The organism is Pseudomonas sp. GW821-FHT09E12 (genome assembly GCF_059416085.1).
Window position 1 is genome coordinate 164,847 of the sequence record NZ_JBWKOM010000012.1, and the last position, 17,552, is coordinate 182,398.

20 protein-coding genes and 1 tRNA gene are annotated in these 17,552 nt (G+C 64.1%); 18 read left to right on the top strand and 3 right to left on the bottom strand.

The genetic code is table 11. The features are described 5' to 3' along the window. Positions 1 to 58: 58 nt before the first annotated feature. Genes AC07PQ_RS28815 through gspM form a run of 12 tightly spaced genes read left to right on the top strand, consistent with a single transcriptional unit; the run spans position 59 to position 10,039 of the window. On the top strand, positions 59 to 580 hold the full coding sequence (locus AC07PQ_RS28815) for a cytochrome b (RefSeq protein ID WP_493186639.1): 522 nt from the start codon (positions 59 to 61) through the stop codon (positions 578 to 580). Further along, positions 577 to 1,128 (top strand): type II secretion system protein N, encoded by a 552-nt coding sequence (locus AC07PQ_RS28820; RefSeq protein WP_495072396.1) that lies wholly within the window; start codon positions 577 to 579, stop codon positions 1,126 to 1,128. Before AC07PQ_RS28815 ends, AC07PQ_RS28820 begins: the two co-directional genes overlap by 4 nt. Beyond that, positions 1,125 to 3,026, top strand: coding sequence for a type II secretion system secretin GspD (gene gspD / locus AC07PQ_RS28825; protein WP_493186641.1), 1,902 nt, complete (start codon positions 1,125 to 1,127; stop codon positions 3,024 to 3,026). Before AC07PQ_RS28820 ends, gspD begins: the two co-directional genes overlap by 4 nt. Continuing rightward, positions 3,023 to 4,507, top strand: coding sequence for a type II secretion system ATPase GspE (gspE, locus tag AC07PQ_RS28830; protein ID WP_493186642.1), 1,485 nt, complete (start codon positions 3,023 to 3,025; stop codon positions 4,505 to 4,507). Before gspD ends, gspE begins: the two co-directional genes overlap by 4 nt. Before the next feature lie 2 nt (positions 4,508 to 4,509). After that, on the top strand, positions 4,510 to 5,724 hold the full coding sequence (gspF, locus tag AC07PQ_RS28835) for a type II secretion system inner membrane protein GspF (RefSeq protein ID WP_007923626.1): 1,215 nt from the start codon (positions 4,510 to 4,512) through the stop codon (positions 5,722 to 5,724). Positions 5,725 to 5,736: 12 nt separating this feature from the next. Then, a complete protein-coding gene (gene gspG / locus AC07PQ_RS28840; protein ID WP_009045575.1) occupies positions 5,737 to 6,171 on the top strand; it encodes a type II secretion system major pseudopilin GspG in 435 nt (144 codons plus the stop codon). A 1-nt stretch (position 6,172) separates the two neighbouring features. Then, entirely contained in the window at positions 6,173 to 6,655 is a 483-nt protein-coding gene (gspH, locus tag AC07PQ_RS28845) for a type II secretion system minor pseudopilin GspH (RefSeq protein WP_493186643.1), read from the top strand. Next, positions 6,639 to 7,013 (top strand): type II secretion system minor pseudopilin GspI, encoded by a 375-nt coding sequence (gspI, locus tag AC07PQ_RS28850; RefSeq protein ID WP_007923211.1) that lies wholly within the window; start codon positions 6,639 to 6,641, stop codon positions 7,011 to 7,013. Before gspH ends, gspI begins: the two co-directional genes overlap by 17 nt. Then, positions 7,010 to 7,612, top strand: a complete 603-nt coding sequence (gene gspJ / locus AC07PQ_RS28855) for a type II secretion system minor pseudopilin GspJ (RefSeq protein WP_101339090.1) — start codon at positions 7,010 to 7,012, stop codon at positions 7,610 to 7,612. Before gspI ends, gspJ begins: the two co-directional genes overlap by 4 nt. Then, the gene (locus tag AC07PQ_RS28860; protein WP_493186644.1) at positions 7,605 to 8,477 is read left to right on the top strand and encodes a type II secretion system protein GspK; all 873 of its coding nucleotides are present in this window, start codon (positions 7,605 to 7,607) and stop codon (positions 8,475 to 8,477) included. Before gspJ ends, AC07PQ_RS28860 begins: the two co-directional genes overlap by 8 nt. A gap of 5 nt (positions 8,478 to 8,482) precedes the next feature. Further along, positions 8,483 to 9,565: a type II secretion system protein GspL gene (gspL, locus tag AC07PQ_RS28865; RefSeq protein ID WP_493186645.1), complete on the top strand. Its 1,083-nt coding sequence runs from the start codon at positions 8,483 to 8,485 to the stop codon at positions 9,563 to 9,565. Between the two features lie 3 nt (positions 9,566 to 9,568). Continuing rightward, complete coding sequence (gspM, locus tag AC07PQ_RS28870) at positions 9,569 to 10,039, top strand: type II secretion system protein GspM (protein WP_007923207.1); 471 nt, start codon at positions 9,569 to 9,571, stop codon at positions 10,037 to 10,039. A 13-nt stretch (positions 10,040 to 10,052) separates the two neighbouring features. On the opposite strand, the gene AC07PQ_RS28875 is transcribed toward gspM, so the two are convergent. Together AC07PQ_RS28875 and AC07PQ_RS28880 are read right to left on the bottom strand one after the other, a co-directional pair. Then, complete coding sequence (locus tag AC07PQ_RS28875) at positions 10,053 to 10,769, bottom strand: MOSC domain-containing protein (protein ID WP_493186646.1); 717 nt, start codon at positions 10,767 to 10,769, stop codon at positions 10,053 to 10,055. A 130-nt stretch (positions 10,770 to 10,899) separates the two neighbouring features. Further along, a complete protein-coding gene (locus AC07PQ_RS28880) occupies positions 10,900 to 12,117 on the bottom strand; it encodes an MFS transporter (protein ID WP_087092050.1) in 1,218 nt (405 codons plus the stop codon). Between the two features lie 347 nt (positions 12,118 to 12,464). Between AC07PQ_RS28880 and AC07PQ_RS28885 the strand changes: the two genes are divergently transcribed. Both AC07PQ_RS28885 and AC07PQ_RS28890 read left to right on the top strand, forming a co-directional pair. Further along, a tRNA-Met gene (locus AC07PQ_RS28885) sits at positions 12,465 to 12,541 on the top strand. Positions 12,542 to 12,901: 360 nt separating this feature from the next. Further along, positions 12,902 to 13,492 (top strand): acyl-homoserine-lactone synthase, encoded by a 591-nt coding sequence (locus tag AC07PQ_RS28890; RefSeq protein ID WP_007923204.1) that lies wholly within the window; start codon positions 12,902 to 12,904, stop codon positions 13,490 to 13,492. A 30-nt stretch (positions 13,493 to 13,522) separates the two neighbouring features. Here AC07PQ_RS28890 and AC07PQ_RS28895 read toward each other — a convergent pair whose 3' ends face one another. Beyond that, on the bottom strand, positions 13,523 to 14,248 hold the full coding sequence (locus tag AC07PQ_RS28895; RefSeq protein WP_037034074.1) for an autoinducer binding domain-containing protein: 726 nt from the start codon (positions 14,246 to 14,248) through the stop codon (positions 13,523 to 13,525). A gap of 429 nt (positions 14,249 to 14,677) precedes the next feature. Between AC07PQ_RS28895 and AC07PQ_RS28900 the strand changes: the two genes are divergently transcribed. Genes AC07PQ_RS28900 through AC07PQ_RS28915 form a run of 4 tightly spaced genes read left to right on the top strand, consistent with a single transcriptional unit; the run spans position 14,678 to position 17,552 of the window. After that, a complete protein-coding gene (locus AC07PQ_RS28900) occupies positions 14,678 to 15,169 on the top strand; it encodes a PhzA/PhzB family protein (protein WP_493186647.1) in 492 nt (163 codons plus the stop codon). 27 nt (positions 15,170 to 15,196) lie between these two features. Next, entirely contained in the window at positions 15,197 to 15,688 is a 492-nt protein-coding gene (locus tag AC07PQ_RS28905) for a PhzA/PhzB family protein (protein WP_007923191.1), read from the top strand. A 22-nt stretch (positions 15,689 to 15,710) separates the two neighbouring features. Further along, positions 15,711 to 16,913, top strand: coding sequence for a 3-deoxy-7-phosphoheptulonate synthase (locus AC07PQ_RS28910; RefSeq protein ID WP_007923189.1), 1,203 nt, complete (start codon positions 15,711 to 15,713; stop codon positions 16,911 to 16,913). A gap of 15 nt (positions 16,914 to 16,928) precedes the next feature. Further along, on the top strand, positions 16,929 to 17,552 hold the full coding sequence (locus AC07PQ_RS28915; RefSeq protein ID WP_007923187.1) for an isochorismatase family protein: 624 nt from the start codon (positions 16,929 to 16,931) through the stop codon (positions 17,550 to 17,552).

Here is a 17,552-nt window from a genome sequence, read left to right on the forward strand (position 1 = left end):
AACCTGACCAACCGCAGCGTGGTGCCTCGGCACCGCGTTGCGGACCTTGGGAATCGACATGAATCACCCTCACTACTCAAGACCGCGCAGGCTGCTGCACTGGCTGTTCGCCGCCGTTGTGCTGTGGGCCACGATCAGCGGCTATGCCAGCGCCCTGTTGCAGCCGCCAAGCTCGGTCCAACAGGCGATCGCCTTTATCAATGTCTCGCTGACCACCCTGCTGGTGCCGCTGTTCGTCCTGCGGCTGTTCTACCTGGTGCGTCATCCCGCTCCGGCGGCGCCCGTCCATCAGAGCGCGGCTGAGCGCAAGCTGGTGCATGCCGGGCATGGCGCCCTGCTGGTCACCCTCGGTACCGTGCTGTTCAGCGGCGTGCTGATGATGTCGCGCCCGATCGACCTGTTCGGCCTGCAGCTCCCGCAACCCTTGCAGGACCCGGCGGTCATCACCTTTTTCGAAGAGCTTCACCACTACAGCTGCATGGCCCTGGCCCTGCTGGTGGCCGGCCATATCGCCGCGGTGATCCTCCACCAATGGCGCGGGCAGGGCGTACTCAGACGCATGCTGCCCAAACGCCCATGAAAATGCTGCTCTCATGGCGCCCGCGCGGCGCCGGCCAGCGCTATCTACTGCCCGTAAGCCTGGTCGCCCTGGGTCTCTGGCTGACCTGGCTCGGCCTCGACAGCTGGACCTACCGGCAAGTCGTGGCGGGCCAGCCGGTGCCGAACGCGGTACCGAGCGCCAGCGCCGAACAGCAGCTGCCCGCGCCCCTGGACGATCGCAACATCGCCAGGGTGTTCGGCGCCGTGCCGGTCGAATTCGACAGCGCGCAGGCCAGCCTGCCGCTGGTCCTGCTCGCCAGCCTGCTGGGCAACCAGCCCGAACAATCCAGGGCCCTGATCCAGTACGCCGACAGCCGGGCCTTCTACTCCCCGGGCGAACGCCTGCCCGACGGCACGCTGCTCAAGAGTGTCAGCGCCGATCAGGTGGTGGTGCTGCGCAACGGCCGTGAACAGAACCTGCTGCTACCCGGGCGCCAACTGCGCCTGCTCAGCCCCCAGACAACCCCACCGGAGGTCGCCGACCGAAAAGCCACGGCCCTTCTGCGAGCGATAGAGAACACACCATGAAACTGTCCAAGATTGCAGGCGCCGTGCTCAGCCTCGGCCTTCTTTTGAGTGCCCTGCCCAGTACCGCGGCCCTCACCACCCAGCGCCTGTGGACGCTGAACATGAAGGACGCCGAACTGCGCGACCTGGCCAGCGAAGTCGGTGAAATCACCGGCAAGACCCTGGTGGTCGATGCCCGGCTGCAAGGCAAGGTCAGCGTGCAATCGTCCAGTGCACTGGACAAGGACGGTATCTACTCGCTGTTCCTCAGCGTGCTGCGCAGCCAGGGTTTCGTCGCCCTGGACCAGGGCGACCGGGTGCTGATCGTGCCGGCGGTGGAAGCCAAGACCAAATCCAGCGAGCAATCGGGCGATGAGTTCGTGACCCGGGTCCTGGACCTGCGCAACGCCAACGCCGCGGAAATCTCCGGGGTGGTCCGCCCGCTGGTGAGCGACGACGCCTATGTCGCGCCCTCGGCCAGCTCCAACGCGCTGGTGGTTTCCGACAGCGCCAGCAACGTCGAGCGCATCCGCCAGGTGGTCAGCGAACTGGACCAGGCCGGCAACCGCTCGTTCAGCACCGTGGCGCTCAAGCATGCCTGGGCCAGCGATGTGGCCCGGACCCTGAACGAAAGCATCAGCCAGACGGGCAACGGCCCCAGCGACGCCAAGGCCGTGGGCGACGCCCGCAGCAACCGGGTGATCCTCGCGGGTTCCGCCCAGGCCCGCCAGCGCATGGCCGATCTGGTCAAGGCCATCGACGTGCCGAGCAATGCCAATGACAGCGCGCGGGTGGTACGCCTGCACCACAGCGATGCGAAAAAACTCTCGAAGCTGCTCGACGGCATCGGCAAGCGCCTGGAAGACGGCAATCGCGGTGGCGGCGAAGGCAAGGGCAGCGGTAACTCGATACTGGTGAGCGCCGACGAAAGCCAGAACGCCCTGGTGCTGATGGCCGACCCGGCGCAACTGAGCATGCTCGACAAAGTCATCACCCAGCTGGACCAGCCACGGGCCCAGGTGCTGGTGGAAGCGGCCATCGTCGAAGTCAGCGGCGACATCAACGAAGCCCTCGGCGTGCAATGGGCGGCGCGCGCCGGCAACGTCGCCGGCGGCACCAACTTCAGCGGCACCGGCCTGTCGATCGGTACGTTGCTGAGCTCGGGCAAGGACAAGAACATCACCCTGCCGGACGGCGCCATCATCGGCATCGGCACCAGCAATTTCGGCGCGCTGGTCACCGCCCTGTCCAGCGACTCGAAGAACAACCTGCTGTCCACCCCGAGCCTGCTGACCCTGGACAACGAAGCGGCGGAAATCCTCGTCGGCCAGAACGTGCCGTTCCAGACCGGCTCGTACACCACCGACACCGCCGGCGCCAGCAACCCCTTCACCACCGTGGAACGCCAGGACGTCGGCGTGACCCTCAAGGTGACGCCGCACATCAACGAGGGCAACACCCTGCGCCTGAAGGTCGAGCAGGAAAGCTCGGAACTGGCCAGCGCCCCGCCCGGCATCACCACCAGCGACGTGATCACCAACAAGCGCTCGGTGAAAAGCACCATCCTCGCCGACGACGGGCAGATCATCGTGCTCGGCGGCCTGATCAAGGACAACGTCAAGACCCAGGTCAGCAAGGTGCCGGTGCTGGGCAGCATTCCCCTGCTCGGCCGGCTGTTCACCAGCACCAAGGACGTCACCGAAAAGACCAACCTGATGGTCTTCCTGCGGCCGACCCTGGTGCGCGGCAGCGCCGATGCCGTCAACGTCAGCCAGCGCAAGTACAACGACCTGCGCAAGCTGCGCGCCAACGGTGACAGCCGCAGCGGCCTGGCCCTGCCCGCCGATTCACGCCAACTGTTCGATGCCGCCCCGCAGGATGGGACCCTCGACATGCGCGCCAGAGAGCCACGCCGATGAACCCGGTCGCGCGCCTGCCCTTTGGTTTCGCCAAGCGCCATGGGGTCCTGCTGGAGCCCATGGAGAGCGGCCTGCGGCTTTACTGCCGGGCCGACACGCCGGTGGAAATCCTCGCCGAGATCCGCCGCTGCCACGGCCCGCTGCTGGGCCACCGGATACTCGACGCCGAGGGTTTCGCCGAACTGCTGGCCGAGCACTATCGCGATGGACGCGACGACGCCATGCAAATGGCCGAGGGCCTGGGCGACCAGATCGCCGGCCAGGACGACCTGGCCAGCCTGGCCGAGCAACTGCCGCAGATCACCGACCTGCTGGAGCAGGAAGACGACGCGCCGATCATTCGCCTGATCAACGCGATCCTCGGCGAGGCGGTCAAGGTCAAGGCTTCGGACATCCACCTGGAAACCTTCGAGCAGCACCTGTCCGTGCGCCTGCGGGTCGACGGCCTGCTGCGCGAAGTGCTGCGCCCGCGCCGGGAACTGGCGGGCCTGCTGGTGTCGCGGATCAAGGTCATGTCCAAGCTCGACATCGCCGAGAAACGCATCCCCCAGGATGGCCGCATCGCCCTGCGCATCGGCGGCCATGAAGTGGACGTGCGGGTCTCCACCCTGCCTTCGGCCTACGGCGAACGGGTGGTCATGCGCCTGCTCGACAAACAGGCCGGGCGCCTGAACCTGGGGCGGCTGGGCATGGCCGAGGCGATCCGCGACAAGCTGGAAGACGCCCTGCGGCGCCCCCACGGCATCCTGCTGGTCACCGGCCCCACCGGTTCCGGCAAGACCACCACGCTGTATGCCGGGCTCAGCAGCCTGAACAACCAGACGCGCAACATCCTGACCATCGAAGATCCGGTGGAATACCACCTGGCCGGCATCGGCCAGACCCAGGTCAACACCAAGGTCGACATGACCTTCGCCCGTGGCCTGCGCGCCATCCTGCGCCAGGACCCGGACGTGGTCATGGTCGGTGAGATCCGTGACCGGGAAACCGCCGACATCGCCGTGCAAGCCTCCCTCACCGGCCACCTGGTGCTGTCCACCCTGCACACCAACAGCGCCATCGGCGCCGTCACCCGCCTGCTGGACATGGGCATCGAGCCCTTCCTGCTGTGCACCTCGCTGCTCGGCGTGGTCGCCCAGCGCCTAGTGCGGGTGCTCTGCGGCGATTGCAAGAGCGCTGCGCCGGCCGACGCCGCGGCCTGCCGCCAGTTGCACCTCGACCCGCAGCAGGCCCCGGTGCTCTACCACCCGGTCGGCTGCCCGGCCTGCCAGCACAGCGGCTATCGCGGCCGCCAGGGCATCTATGAACTGGTGCTGTTCGACGAACCGCTGCGCCAGTTGATCCATGAAGGGGCTGGCGAGGCCGCCTTGACCCACTACGCGCGCCAGCATGCCCACAGCCTGTTCGCCGACGGCCGGGACAAGGTGCTGCAAGGCGTCACCAGCGTCGAAGAACTGCTACGCGTAACCCGGGAGCACTGATCGTGGCCGCCTACGAATACCTCGCCATGTGCAACGCCGGGCGCAAGACCCGCGGCGTGCAGGAAGCCGACAGCGCGCGGCAGGTCCGCCAGCTGCTGCGCGAACGCAACCTGATCGCCCTGCAGGTCAAGCCGGCCCGCGGGCAACAGGACCGCTCCGGCGCCACGCTGACCAGCAGCCAACGCCTCAGCCCGGCGCAACTGGCCTTGCTCACCCGCCAGCTGGCAACCCTGGTCCAGGCCGCTCTGCCCCTAGAAGAAGTGCTGGCCGCCGTCGCCGCGCAATGCAGCAAGCGCGCGCAGCAAAGCATGATGCTGGCGATCCGCGCACGGGTGCTGGAAGGCCATGACCTGGCCCGAGCCATGGGCGAATACCCGCGCGCCTTCACCTCGATGTACCGGGCCACGGTGGCCGCCGGCGAACGCGCCGGCCACCTGGCCCAGGTGCTGATGCAGTTGGCCGACTACACCGAGGCCCGGCATGCCGCCCGCCAGCAGCTGCAGCTGGCCATGCTGTACCCGAGCATCCTGCTGCTGGCGGCCTTCGGCATCGTCGGCTTCCTGCTCAGTTTCGTGGTGCCGGATGTGGTCAAGGTGTTCATCGACAGTGGCCAGCAACTCCCGGTGCTGACCCGCGGCCTGATCGCCACCAGCGACTTCGCCCGGGACTACGGCCTGCTCCTGCTGCTGATGCTCGGCAGCCTCGCCGCCGGCCTGCGCGTGGCCCTGCGCAAGCCCGCCCTGGCCATGCGCTGGCATCAGGCCCAGCTGCGCTTGCCAGTGATCGGGCGGGTCATCCAGGCCAGCAACAGCACTCGCTTTGTCAGCACCCTGGCGATTCTCGGGCGCAGCGGCGTGCCGCTTGTCGATGCCCTGGAAATCTCCGCCGAGGTGGTCGCCAACCAGCAGATTCGTACTCGTATGAAAGACGTGGCGCGCGCCGTGCGCGAAGGTAGCGGGCTGACCCGGGCCCTGGAACAGAGCGGCGATTTCCCGCCGATGATGCTGTACATGATCGCCAGCGGCGAACGCTCGGGGGAACTGGACAGCATGCTCGAACGCGCCGCCCACCAACAGCAGACCCAGCTGTCCAACGGCATCGCCATGCTGGTCGGGCTGTTCGAGCCGGCGATGCTGGTGTTCATGGGCGCCAGCGTGCTGGTGATCGTCCTGGCGATCCTGATGCCCATTCTCAACCTCAACCAACTCATCACCTGAAGAGCACACAACATGCGCAATCCTTCCCGCCAACGCGGCTTCACCCTGATCGAGATCATGGTGGTCGTGGTGATTCTCGGTGTCCTGGCCGCCCTGGTGGTCCCGCAGATCATGAGCCGCCCGGACCAGGCCAAGGTCACCGCCGCCCGCAGCGACATCAAGGCCGTGGCCACCGCCCTGGAAATCTACAAGCTCGACAACCACCACTACCCGTCGACCCAGCAGGGCCTGGAAGCCCTGGTGAAGAAACCGGCGGGCATGCCGGCGGCCCTCAACTGGAACCCCGACGGCTACCTCAAGCGCCTGCCCAAGGACCCCTGGGGCAACCCTTACCAGTTCCTCGCCCCGGGTCGCGAAGGCTCGGCCTACGACCTGTATTCCTTCGGTGCCGACGGCCGCAACGGCGGCGACGGGACCAATGCCGACATCGGCAACTGGGAGCCTTGAAGTGCGCAAGCCAATGGCGGGTTTCACCCTGCTGGAGCTGCTGGTGGTCATGGTGATCATCGGCTTGCTGGCCGGCATGGTCGGGCTGGTCCAGAGCGGCTCGGGCGGGCAGAAGGCCCGGCGCGAGGCCGAGCGCCTGCAGAACCTCATTGGCTTGCTGCGCGAAGACGCGGTCTTGAACAACCTCAATCACGGCCTGCGCCTGGCGCCCGACCACTACACAGTGCTGAGCCTCGACCGCAGCGGACAGTGGCAGGCCGACAAACGCTTCAAGGAGCACCGGCTGCCCGGCGAGCTGCGCCTGAACCTGCAGGAGCCACCAGGCCCAAATAAAGGCCTGGGCCAGGGCAAGGAGCCGCAACTCTGGGTGCTGGCCAACGACCAGATCTCGCCCTTCAGCCTGCAGCTGGAGTACCGCCAGCAACCGCTGCTGTCGCTGTCCAGCGACGGTGTCGAGGAGGTGCGTCTTGCCCCGATGCAATAAACAGGCGGGCTTCACCCTGCTGGAAGTGATGGTCGCCCTGGCCATCTTCGCCGTGCTGTCGCTGTCGCTCTACAGCGCCACCGAACACCTGATCGGCAACAACGGCGGCCTCAGCGAACGGACCCTGGCGCAATGGCTGGCGGACAACCGCCTGAACGAACTGCGCGCCGGCATGCGCCAGCCCCAGAGCCAGCGCCAGGAACCGGTCCGCTTCGCCGGGCGCGACTGGCTGCTGACCAGCGAAACCGCCGCGGCGCCCGACCCGCGTCTGCTGAAGATCGTGCTCGAAGTCTCCACCGACGCCCCCATGCCCCGGCAGCGCGCGCGCCTGGCCGGTTACCTGGAGGCCCGCCCATGAAACGCCGGCAACAGGGTTTCACCCTGCTCGAAGTGCTGATCGCCATGGCCCTGTTCAGCCTGCTCGGCCTGGCCTGCTATCAGTTGCTCGAACGCATGATGCACACCGACCAGCGGATTCATCAGCACGAACTGCAACTGCGGCGCCTGCAACGCGCGGTGGGTATCTTCGAACGTGACCTGACCCAGGCCATCGCCTATCCGGTCAATGGCAGTTCGGCGCGCCAGGCCCTGATCGGCGAACCGGGGCGGATCCAGCTGGTGCGGGGCGGCTGGAGCAATCCCTTGCAGCAGGCACGCAACGACCTACTGCTGGTCACCTATCGCTGGAGCGACAGCCAATGGCTGCGCGAGTACCGCAGCCCGGTGGACGGTCCCGACCTGTCCGGCACTGCCGCGCAACAACTGCTGCTCGATGGCGTCCGCCTCGAACGCCTGCGCTACATCGACGACCAGGGTCAGGCCCATTCCAACTGGCCCGTCGGCCAGGCGCCATTGAGCCTGCCCCAGGCGATTGAACTGGAACTCGACGCTCCGGGTTATCCCGGCCTGCGGCGGGTGATCCTGCTGCCGGGCTTCAAGGGGCTGGACCATGGTTAAGGCCTGTAGACAACGGGGCATCGCGCTGATCAGTGTGCTGTTGATCACCTCCCTGGCGACCCTGATCGTCAGTGACATGCTGGCCCGCCAGCGCCTGAGCCTGATCGGCAGTTCCAACCAGCTGTTGCAGCAACAACTGTGGCAACTGGCGCTCAGTGGCGAAGCCTGGGCCCGCGGCCAACTGCGCGATGACTGGCGCGACGAGCCGGAGCCCAAGCGCGTGCACCTGGGCCAGCGCTGGGCCCACAGCACGCCGACCTTCGACATCGACGGCGGGCGTATCCGCATCCAGCTGCAAGACCTCGGCGCGCGCTTCAACCTCGGCACCTTGCGCACGCCCAACGACCGCATCAGTCGTGTGCGCTACCAGCGTTTGCTCAAGGAACTCGATCTGCCGCCCCACGACCCCAGGCGCCTGCCGCCGGTCCGTGGTTTCGACGGCAAGCCGCTGGCCTGGAACGACAGCAGCGAATTGATGCGCCTGGAAGGCGTCGACACAGCGGTCATGGAACGCCTGCGGCCCTGGGTCAGGACCACGCCGGGAGCCCTGAACCTCAACACCGCCCCGGCCGAACAACTGGCCAGCCTGGGCCAGCTCGACCTGGCCCAGGCCACCGCCCTGGTGCAGGCGCGTCCCGCCGATGGCTACAAGACGGTGCAGGAGTTTCTCGACGCCCCCGTGCTGAAACAGCACGAGATCAACAGCCAGGGGCTCGATGTCAGCAGCCGCTATTTCCAGGCGGTGCTGAATGTCGAACTGGGCGACCGCCAATTGCGCCTGATCAGCCGCCTGCGCATCGAGCAGGACGGTCAGGTCAGCGTACTGCAGCGCACCCTCGCCGCCCCTTCCCGTTTTCCGGAGTAAACCCCATGCAAGCCTGGCTTTACCTCACCACCGTGACCCTGGACGACGACTCGCCCGTCACCTGGTGGCAAACCGACGGCGAGCCGGTGCACGGCACGCTGCAACAGGCGGCGGTGCTGGCCGGCCAGCGCCTGACCCTGCTGCTGCCGGCGGAAATCGCCAGCCATCACCGCTTCGACGTACCACCGCGCAGCGGCCGCTGGTTGCAGCAAGCCATCCATTCGGTGCTGGAAGAACGGCTGCTGGACGACCCCGAGCAATTGCACCTGGCCCGTGGGCCGTTGCAGGCGCGGCGGCACTGTCGCCTGTTCGCCCTGCAACGGCAGTGGCTGGAGCAACTGCTGGAACGCCTGGCCAGTCATGGCCTGACGGCCGAGCGCATTCATGTCGATGCCGACTGCCTGCCGGACAGCCAGGCCCTGGCCCTGCGTTGCCACGACCGCTGGCTGATCGGCGGGGCCTGCCAGCAACGCCTGGCGCTCGACGACCGGGCCCTCGAAGAGCTGGCCCCGCTGCTACCCGACAACCTGCAACGCAGCGAGGAAGCGCCCTGGCCGCTGTTGGCCCGGGGTAGCGCGCAGGCCATCGATCTGCGCCAGGGCGCCTTCGCCCCGCGCAGCCCGTCGCGCACACCATGGCGGGCGCTGCTGGCAATCCTGGTCATCGCCTGCGGCGCTCAAGTGGCCCAGGACGTGGGTCATCGCTGGTTGCTGCAACACAAGGCCGCCGAGGTGACCGAGGCCAGCCTGGAACTCTGGCGCCAGCGCTTCCCCGACGAGCCCCGGGTGATCGACCTTGCCCGCCAGGTCCAGGCCCGTGCCCAGCAGGCCGGCCAGCCCCAGCAAAGCCTGGCGCGCCGGCTCGACAGCCTGGCCAGCCAATGGACCGGCAGCGATGGCGGCGATACGCGGGTTCGCCGGCTGGACTACCAACAGGCGCAAGGCTGGACCCTGCAAGTCAACGCGCCGGATTTCTCCACCCTCGAACATCTGCGCGAAGCCCTCGCGCAGCAGGGCGCGAATGTGCAGGCCGACTCGGCCGTGCTCGCTCCCGACGGGGTCAGCGCCCGCCTGAAAATCACGGACTAACCCATGACCACCCTTTTCAATCGTTACTCGAACCGCTGGCAGCAGCTACCGCCTCGCGACCGCCTGGCCCTGAAGCTGCTCAGCCTGTTTCTGGCCGTGACGCTGTTCTGGACCCTGCTCTGGAGTCCTCAGCGCCAGGCCCTGCGCCAGGCTGAACAGCAGTTCCAGGAGGCCCTGCAGTTGCAAACCGATCTGCTCAAACTGCCCTCGTCCACCCAGGCCCGCGGCCCGCAGGCCAACGGTCGGACCCTGGCCGGCCTGATCACCGCCAGCACGGCCGCGGCCAACCTGAGCATCGAACGCATGGACAGCGAAGAATCCGGACGCCTCAATCTCAACCTCGGCGGCGCGCTGCAAGACCTGCTGACCTGGCTGGACGACGTGGAAAACCAGGGCGTCAACCTGGTGTCGCTGCAGTTGGAGGTCGACCCTCAGGCCCTGGTCCAGGCGCGCCTGACCCTGGAGGCGAACTGATCGCGCCCGCCGCTTAGCGAACGGGCTCCTCATCGGCAGGCACAGTGCCCTGCAGGCGCGGGGCCCAATCCTCGACCGCCGCCTGCTCGACCCGACGCTCCAGGGTGCGTCGCCAGGAGGGCACCAGCGGCAGCTCCAGGCACAGACGAATCTCCTCCACTGCCACCTCGCGGGAAAACAGCACCGCGCTCAAGCGCGACAGCGGCCACTGCTCGAACGGGCGCTCGACCTGCTGCAACACGTCCCCGGCGCTCAGGCTGCCCGCCTCCAGCACCCGGTAATACCAGCCGGTGCGCCCACTCTGCTGGACCCGCAGCGACATGTCTTTCACGGCAAAGCGGTCATTGAGTTTCCAGCACGGCATGCGTCCCTGGGACACCTCCAGCAACACGCTGCCGACCCGGACCCGGTCGCCCAGGCAGACGTTCTGCTCGGTCCAGCCGTGGCTGCTGAAGTTCTCGCCAAAGGCGCCCGGCTGCTCCAGCAACGCGTGTGGCCCCAGCTCGGCGGCCCAGGCGGCGTAATGCTCGCGGGGATAGTGATGAATGGCTTTCTCGGTGCCGCCATGCACCCGCAAGTCACCCTGCTCGTCGTCCAGCAGGCCCAGGGGACCGACCTGCAGGCTGCCGGTGCGCGGGGTCTTGGCGATCGCGCTCATCGACCCCGGGCGGCTGTAGGCCACCGCACGGCCGGTCAACAAGGCATCGAGGGTTATACGCTCAGGGGTCATGACCTTACTCCATGGTTTCAGCGGCGAACGGATGTTCCCGGCAGATCAACTCACTGTCGGCAGCTGCCAGCGGCTCTTCGGCCAGGCCCAAGCTCGGCACGTCCCGAGCCCTTTTGTTCACGGCCTGCACTCAGGCTTTTCGGGTCCGCGGCAGGAAGATCGCCAGCAGGCCGAACAGCGGCAGGAACGAGCACAGGAAGTACACGTACTCGATGCCGTGGATGTCCGCCAGATGGCCCAGCAATGCCGCGCCGATCCCGCCGAACCCGAACATCAGGCCGAAGAACACCCCGGCGATCATGCCGACGTTGCCCGGCACCAACTCCTGGGCGTAAACCACGATGGCAGAGAACGCCGACGCCAGGATGAAGCCGATCACCACGCTGAGCACGCTGGTCCAGAACAGGTCGACATGGGGCAGCAGCAAGGTGAACGGCGCCACGCCGAGGATCGAGAACCAGATCACCGCCTTGCGCCCGATCTTGTCGCCGATCGGCCCGCCGAAGAAGGTCCCGGCCGCCACCGCGCCGAGGAACAGGAACAGGTGCAGTTGCGAGCTGGCCACCGACAGGTCGAACTTCTCGATCAGGTAGAAGGTGAAGTAGCTGGTCAGGCTGGCCATGTAGAAATACTTGGAGAACACCAGCAGCCCCAGCACCACCAGGGCGCTGAGCACCCGCCCCCTGGACAGGCCGTGGGTCGCCGCCTGGCCCTGCTTGAGCTTGAACAGCTTGAGGTGGTTGGCGTACCAGCGGCTGATGGCGTAGAGCAGCGCCACGGCGAACACCGCCAACAGGCCGAACCAGGCCACATTGCCCTGGCCGAAGGGAATGATGATGGCCGCCGCCAGCAGCGGGCCGAAGGCCGTGCCGGCATTGCCGCCGACCTGGAAGGTCGATTGCGCCAGGCCATAACGCCCGCCGGAGGCCAGCCGCGCCACCCGCGAGGCTTCCGGGTGGAAGGTCGAGGAGCCGACGCCGATCAGCCCCGCCGCCAGCAGGATCAAGGCAAAGCTGCCGACCTGGGACATCATCAGAATGCCGATCAGGGTGCAGACCATGCCCACCGGCAACAGGTACGGCTTGGGGTGGCGGTCGGTGTAATAACCGACCCACGGCTGCAACAGCGAGGCCGTGAGCTGGAAGGTCAGGGTAATCAGGCCGACCTGAGTGAAGGTCAGGCCGTAGCTGGCCTTGAGCATCGGGTAGATCGCCGGCAGCACCGCCTGGATCAAGTCGTTGATCAAATGCGCCAGCGCCACCGCGCCAATGATACGCAGCACCAGGGGGCTGCTGTGTGAAGGCGCGGAAGTCGCCACGGAGGCGGACTGAACATTGCTGATAGCCATGAGAGTTTCCGTACAGCAGATGGATGCGCAGTTGCAGGGGTGGCCAATGTGCCATTTTTCGGTGCGCCGCGGCTATCCCCTTAGCTTGCTAACGACTTGAATATTTTGCTTGATGCGCAGCACGACAAAACATCGAAGCCTGCGTTCAGCGGCACGGCCGACGCAAACCGGCCAATACGATGTAGCGACTAAAACGCGGGCCAAGGTTCACGGCGCGTTGCGCGTGCAATCGCAGGATGCGCTGACGGCTACAGGAGGGAATTGGATAAACGGTTGATAGCGTAGATAATTTTTTTATAAAAAGCGCTTGACGCATTACCGTTCTACGCGAATAATGCGCGCCACTTGGCTACATAGCTCAGTTGGTTAGAGCATAGCATTCATAATGCTGGGGTCCGGGGTTCAAGTCCCTGTGTAGCCACCAAGTACCTCAACAAAGCCCGCCTTGTGCGGGCTTTGTTGTTTCTGGCTATCTCTCCACCTTCCCTCCATGTATCTCCTATCCTCGCCAAATAATTGAACTGAGGGGACGCAAGCCCAAAACGCCGCACCCCCTGCCCCATGAGCGCACCAGCCATTCTCTACGACTACCTGGACCAGACTGCCGCCTTCAATGCCGACAGCCGGATCAACGCCACTGTCGCCGCCGCTCGCTTCGGCACAGTCCCCAGCGAATGGCTTCACCTCGATGCCACCGATGCCCCTACCAGATCTTGCAGGTGCCAAGCCGGTACAAGTCCTCTATAAAACTGCACTCCCTTCATCCCTAAGGAAAACTTCAGTAATGCACATGGAAGAGCACACACTGAACGAAATGAGCGACGAGCTGAAACTCATGCTCGGCCGCTTTCGGCACGAACAATTCGTCGAGAAACTCGGATGGCGGCTGCCGGCCCATCCGAGCCAGGCAGGTTGCGAATGGGATCAATACGACACCGAGCACGCCCGCTACCTCCTGGCGTTCAATGAAGACCGCGCCATCGTTGGCTGCGCCCGCCTGATTCCCACCACGTTCCCCAACCTGCTTGAAGGAGTGTTCGGCCATACCTGCGCCGGGGCGCCGCCCAAGCATCCAGCCATCTGGGAAATGACTCGCTTCACCACCCGCGAACCGCAACTGGCGATGCCGTTGTTCTGGAGAAGCCTCAAGACGGCCAGCCTGGCGGGCGCAGATGCCATCGTCGGGATCGTCAACAGCACCATGGAGCGCTATTACAAAATCAACGGCGTCCACTACGAACGACTGGGCCCGGTCACGGTGCATCAGAATGAAAAAATCCTCGCCATCAAACTCTCGGCCCACCGCGAGCATCACCGCAGCGCAGTCGCACCGTCAGCCTTCATGTCCGACACATTATTGAGAGAGACCGCTTGATACAGGCCGAGTCGTCCTTCTTGAAGACCCTCAGATATAGCCCATCGCGACGGCGTAAGAGACTGCCTGCACGCGGTTACTGGCGCCGATTTTGCGCTGGATGTTGCGGTGGTGGTAATTCACCGTATCGGTGCACACCCCCATGATCACACCGATTTCCTCCGAGGTCTTGCCGTCGGCCGTCCAGCGCAGCACATCACATTCCCGCCCACTGAACTCCACATCCGTATTGAAGACACGCACGTCGCTCTCCAGCTCGGAAATCTTGTCGTGGACCGCTGCTGCAAACGCTTTGATCACCAGCTTCAACGCTTCGAACTCCTGAAGACTGATGGGATTATCTTTGCGCGCCAGGCTTAACATTCCAACCCTCCCCTGGGTGTTGAACGAGGGTTGTGCCAGGCCGTAGCGTAAATTCGAGTCGTTGGCTTCGGACCACAGATCCGGGCACCCCCGGAACAACTCATTGCTCCACAAAATGGGGGACGACGAGACTTTGCTGTGCTTCACAGTGGGATCGATCACCGCGTAGTTAGCCGCCTGATATCGCTGCACCCAGTCCTCGGGATAATTGCCATACATATAAGTCCTGGGCCGCATGAACGGAGTCACGCTGCACATGCCGTAGGCAAAAAAATCAAACCGTAGTTCGCGCAAGGCCCTCAACGCGACAGCTGTAAACTCCTGCATGTCCATGGTTCGCGCAAAGATACTATAAAAGTACGTATCCCATCCCAACTGCTGCCCTAATTCCATTCTGAGCACCACCAAAGTTGAAAACAGGCCGTTAGCCTAGACCAACCTGACCCTCTGTCAACAAGCAAAACCACACAGTCATAGGCTGCTTCGCACTAGCACTAGATTTATTGCATCTAATACAACTAACCAAATAGAACATTGCATCCTGACGATGCTAGTAAGCCATTACCGCCTCTCAGCCGACGAATGAACCTGCCTCTTCATAATAATGCAACAGTTCATCCGGCGGACTGCAGCCTGCCCGTTCACGTCCTACATCACTACAAGATCTGGTAGTTCCACCCCCAAGAAATGCAGGTGTATAAACAACACCCGTTCGGCACGGCCACGAAGGAACAATAGTTAAAAACTGTAAACATTCACTCGCGCCAATTAACTAAATATTTACTTTCAAAAACACAACCCCAACTAAGGAGGATGCTGCCCATGCCTGCTTCGCTTTCCCCTAGCGGCTTTAATGATCACCTTGAACTTCGCCAAAAAAATCGCGCCACGATCGAACAGTACATGCGCACTAACGGCAAAGATCGCCTGCGTCGTCATGAACTGTTCACTCAGGACGGCAGTGGCGGTTCCTGGAACACCGAAACCGGTGAACCCCTTGTGTTTAAAGGCCACACGAAGCTGGCTGCCCTCGGCGTATGGCTGGAGAAGTGCTTTCCGGACTGGCAATGGCATAACGTCCGGGTGTTTGAAACCGATAACCCCAACCACTTCTGGGTGGAAAGCGACGGTCGCGGCAAGACCCTGGTTCCCGGTTACCCCGAAGGTTATTGCGAAAATCATTACATCCATTCTTTCGAACTGGATAACGGCAAGATCACGCAGAACCGTGAATTCATGAACCCCTTCCAACAACTTCGCGCCTTGGGCATCCCCGTTCCAAAAATCAAGCGTGAAGGTATCCCCGCTTCATAACCCCCCCTTATTCATTGGAGACTGAGCATGCCCAATAGCGCAGCGCAACAACTAACCGCTAGCGACATCACTGAACTTCGCCGCAAGAACCGCGCCACGGTCGAGCAATATATGCGCACCAAAGGCCAAGACCGCCTGCGCCGCCATGAACTATTTACCGAAGATGGTTCAGGCGGCTTATGGACCACCGATACCGGCGCGCCGATTGTAATCAGTGGCAAGGCCAAGTTGGCCGAACATGCTGTTTGGTCACTCAAGTGCTTCCCGGACTGGGAGTGGTACAACGTCAAAGTATTTGAAACCGATGACCCTAACCATATCTGGGTCGAGTGTGATGGCCACGGCAAGATCCTCTTTCCCGGTTATCCGGAAGGCTATTACGAGAACCACTTCCTGCACTCCTTCGAGCTGGAAGACGGCAAAGTAAAACGCAATCGCGAATTCATGAACGTCTTTCAACAACTGCGCGCCCTGGGTATTCCAGTGCCGCAAATCAAACGTGAAGGCATTCCAACTTAATCCTCGTGAGAGTGATCGCATCATGGAAGACTTACTGAAACGGGTTCTAAGTTGTGAAGCGTTCCAGCAGCCTCAATGGAGCGAACCATCACAATTGCATGACGCGCAGGCCTACCTCAGGGACAGCGCCTCATTGATTCGAGTGGAAGACATCCTGGTGCTGCGCGCCACCCTGGCGCGTGTAGCGGCCGGCGAAGCGATGGTCATCCAGTCCGGTGACTGCGCCGAGGACATGGATGAAAGCACTCCCGATCATGTGGCCCGCAAAGCAGCGGTGCTGGACATCCTGGCCGGAGCGTTCCGGCTCGTGACCCAGCAACCGGTGGTACGGGTGGGACGGATTGCCGGGCAGTTTGCCAAGCCCCGTTCCAATAACAACGAACGCATTGGCGATCTCGAGTTGCCGGTGTATCGCGGCGACATGGTCAACGGCCGCGAGGCCGTCTGCGGCCATCGCCAGCACGATGCGCAACGCCTGGTTCGAGGCTATGGCGCCGCACGGGACATCATGCAGCACCTGGGCTGGAAAGCGTCGGCAGGCCAGGAGCAACTCATAGGTTCACCGGCCTGGACCAGCCACGAAATGCTGGTACTCGACTACGAACTGCCACAACTGCGCCAGGACGAACAGGGCCGGGTATTTCTCGGTTCTACCCACTGGCCATGGATCGGCGAGCGTACCCGTCAGTTAACGGGCGCTCACGTGGCGCTGCTCAGCGAAGTGCTCAACCCAGTGGCGTGCAAGGTCGGCCCGGACATTACCCGGGACCAGCTGCTGAGCCTGTGTGAGCGCCTGGACGCCAAGCGCGAACCCGGCCGGCTGACCCTGATTGCCCGCATGGGCGCCCAGAAGGTCGCCGAGCGCCTGCCTCCACTGGTCGAAGCGGTGTGCCAGGCCGGCCACAAGATCATCTGGCTGAGCGACCCGATGCACGGCAACACCATCGTCGCGCCCTGCGGCAACAAGACCCGCATGGTGCAGGCCATCACCGAGGAAATCGCCGCCTTCAAGCATGCCGTGACCTCTGCCGGTGGCGTGGCCGCCGGCCTGCACCTGGAAACCACCCCTGACGATGTCAGCGAGTGCGCTTCCGATGCCGCCGGCCTGCATCAGGTCGCCAGCCGCTACAAAAGCCTGTGCGACCCGCGCCTGAACCCCTGGCAAGCCATTACTGCGGTGATGGCCTGGAAAAACCAGCCCTCCTCAACCCTTGCCTCCTTTTGACTGGAGTTTGTCGTCATGACCGGCATTCCATCGATCGTCCCTTACGCCTTGCCTACTAACCGCGACCTGCCCGTCAACCTCGCACAATGGAGCATCGACCCCGAGCGTGCCGTGCTGTTGGTGCATGACATGCAGCGCTACTTCCTGCGCCCCTTGCCCGATGCCCTGCGTGACGAAGTCGTGAGCAATGCCGCGCGCATTCGCCAGTGGGCTGCCGACAACGGCGTTCCGGTGGCCTACACCGCCCAGCCCGGCAGCATGAGCGAGGAGCAACGCGGGCTGCTCAAGGACTTCTGGGGCCCGGGCATGAAGGCCAGCCCCGCCGACCGCGAGGTGGTCGGCGCCCTGGCGCCCAAGCCCGGCGACTGGCTGCTGACCAAGTGGCGCTACAGTGCGTTCTTCAACTCCGACCTGCTGGAACGCATGCGCGCCAACGAGCGCGATCAGTTGATCCTGTGCGGGGTGTACGCCCATGTCGGGGTACTGATTTCCACCGTGGATGCCTACTCCAACGATATCCAGCCGTTCCTCGTTGCCGACGCGATCGCCGACTTCAGCAAGGAGCACCACTGGATGGCCATCGAATACGCCGCCAGCCGTTGCGCCATGGTCATCACCACCGACGAGGTAGTGCTATGA

What these genes read in the sequence shown, in the direction of transcription:
- AC07PQ_RS28815 (WP_493186639.1), top strand. Translation starts at nt 59, where the DNA reads ATGAATCACCCTCACTACTCAAGACCGCGCAGGCTGCTGCACTGGCTG.
- AC07PQ_RS28820 (WP_495072396.1), top strand. Translation starts at nt 577, where the DNA reads ATGAAAATGCTGCTCTCATGGCGCCCGCGCGGCGCCGGCCAGCGCTAT.
- gspD (WP_493186641.1), top strand. Translation starts at nt 1,125, where the DNA reads ATGAAACTGTCCAAGATTGCAGGCGCCGTGCTCAGCCTCGGCCTTCTT.
- gspE (WP_493186642.1), top strand. Translation starts at nt 3,023, where the DNA reads ATGAACCCGGTCGCGCGCCTGCCCTTTGGTTTCGCCAAGCGCCATGGG.
- gspG (WP_009045575.1), top strand. Translation starts at nt 5,737, where the DNA reads ATGCGCAATCCTTCCCGCCAACGCGGCTTCACCCTGATCGAGATCATG.
- gspJ (WP_101339090.1), top strand. Translation starts at nt 7,010, where the DNA reads ATGAAACGCCGGCAACAGGGTTTCACCCTGCTCGAAGTGCTGATCGCC.
- AC07PQ_RS28860 (WP_493186644.1), top strand. Translation starts at nt 7,605, where the DNA reads ATGGTTAAGGCCTGTAGACAACGGGGCATCGCGCTGATCAGTGTGCTG.
- gspL (WP_493186645.1), top strand. Translation starts at nt 8,483, where the DNA reads ATGCAAGCCTGGCTTTACCTCACCACCGTGACCCTGGACGACGACTCG.
- gspM (WP_007923207.1), top strand. Translation starts at nt 9,569, where the DNA reads ATGACCACCCTTTTCAATCGTTACTCGAACCGCTGGCAGCAGCTACCG.
- AC07PQ_RS28875 (WP_493186646.1), bottom strand. Translation starts at nt 10,769, where the DNA reads ATGACCCCTGAGCGTATAACCCTCGATGCCTTGTTGACCGGCCGTGCG.
- AC07PQ_RS28880 (WP_087092050.1), bottom strand. Translation starts at nt 12,117, where the DNA reads ATGGCTATCAGCAATGTTCAGTCCGCCTCCGTGGCGACTTCCGCGCCT.
- AC07PQ_RS28890 (WP_007923204.1), top strand. Translation starts at nt 12,902, where the DNA reads ATGCACATGGAAGAGCACACACTGAACGAAATGAGCGACGAGCTGAAA.
- AC07PQ_RS28895 (WP_037034074.1), bottom strand. Translation starts at nt 14,248, where the DNA reads ATGGAATTAGGGCAGCAGTTGGGATGGGATACGTACTTTTATAGTATC.
- AC07PQ_RS28900 (WP_493186647.1), top strand. Translation starts at nt 14,678, where the DNA reads ATGCCTGCTTCGCTTTCCCCTAGCGGCTTTAATGATCACCTTGAACTT.
- AC07PQ_RS28905 (WP_007923191.1), top strand. Translation starts at nt 15,197, where the DNA reads ATGCCCAATAGCGCAGCGCAACAACTAACCGCTAGCGACATCACTGAA.
- AC07PQ_RS28910 (WP_007923189.1), top strand. Translation starts at nt 15,711, where the DNA reads ATGGAAGACTTACTGAAACGGGTTCTAAGTTGTGAAGCGTTCCAGCAG.
- AC07PQ_RS28915 (WP_007923187.1), top strand. Translation starts at nt 16,929, where the DNA reads ATGACCGGCATTCCATCGATCGTCCCTTACGCCTTGCCTACTAACCGC.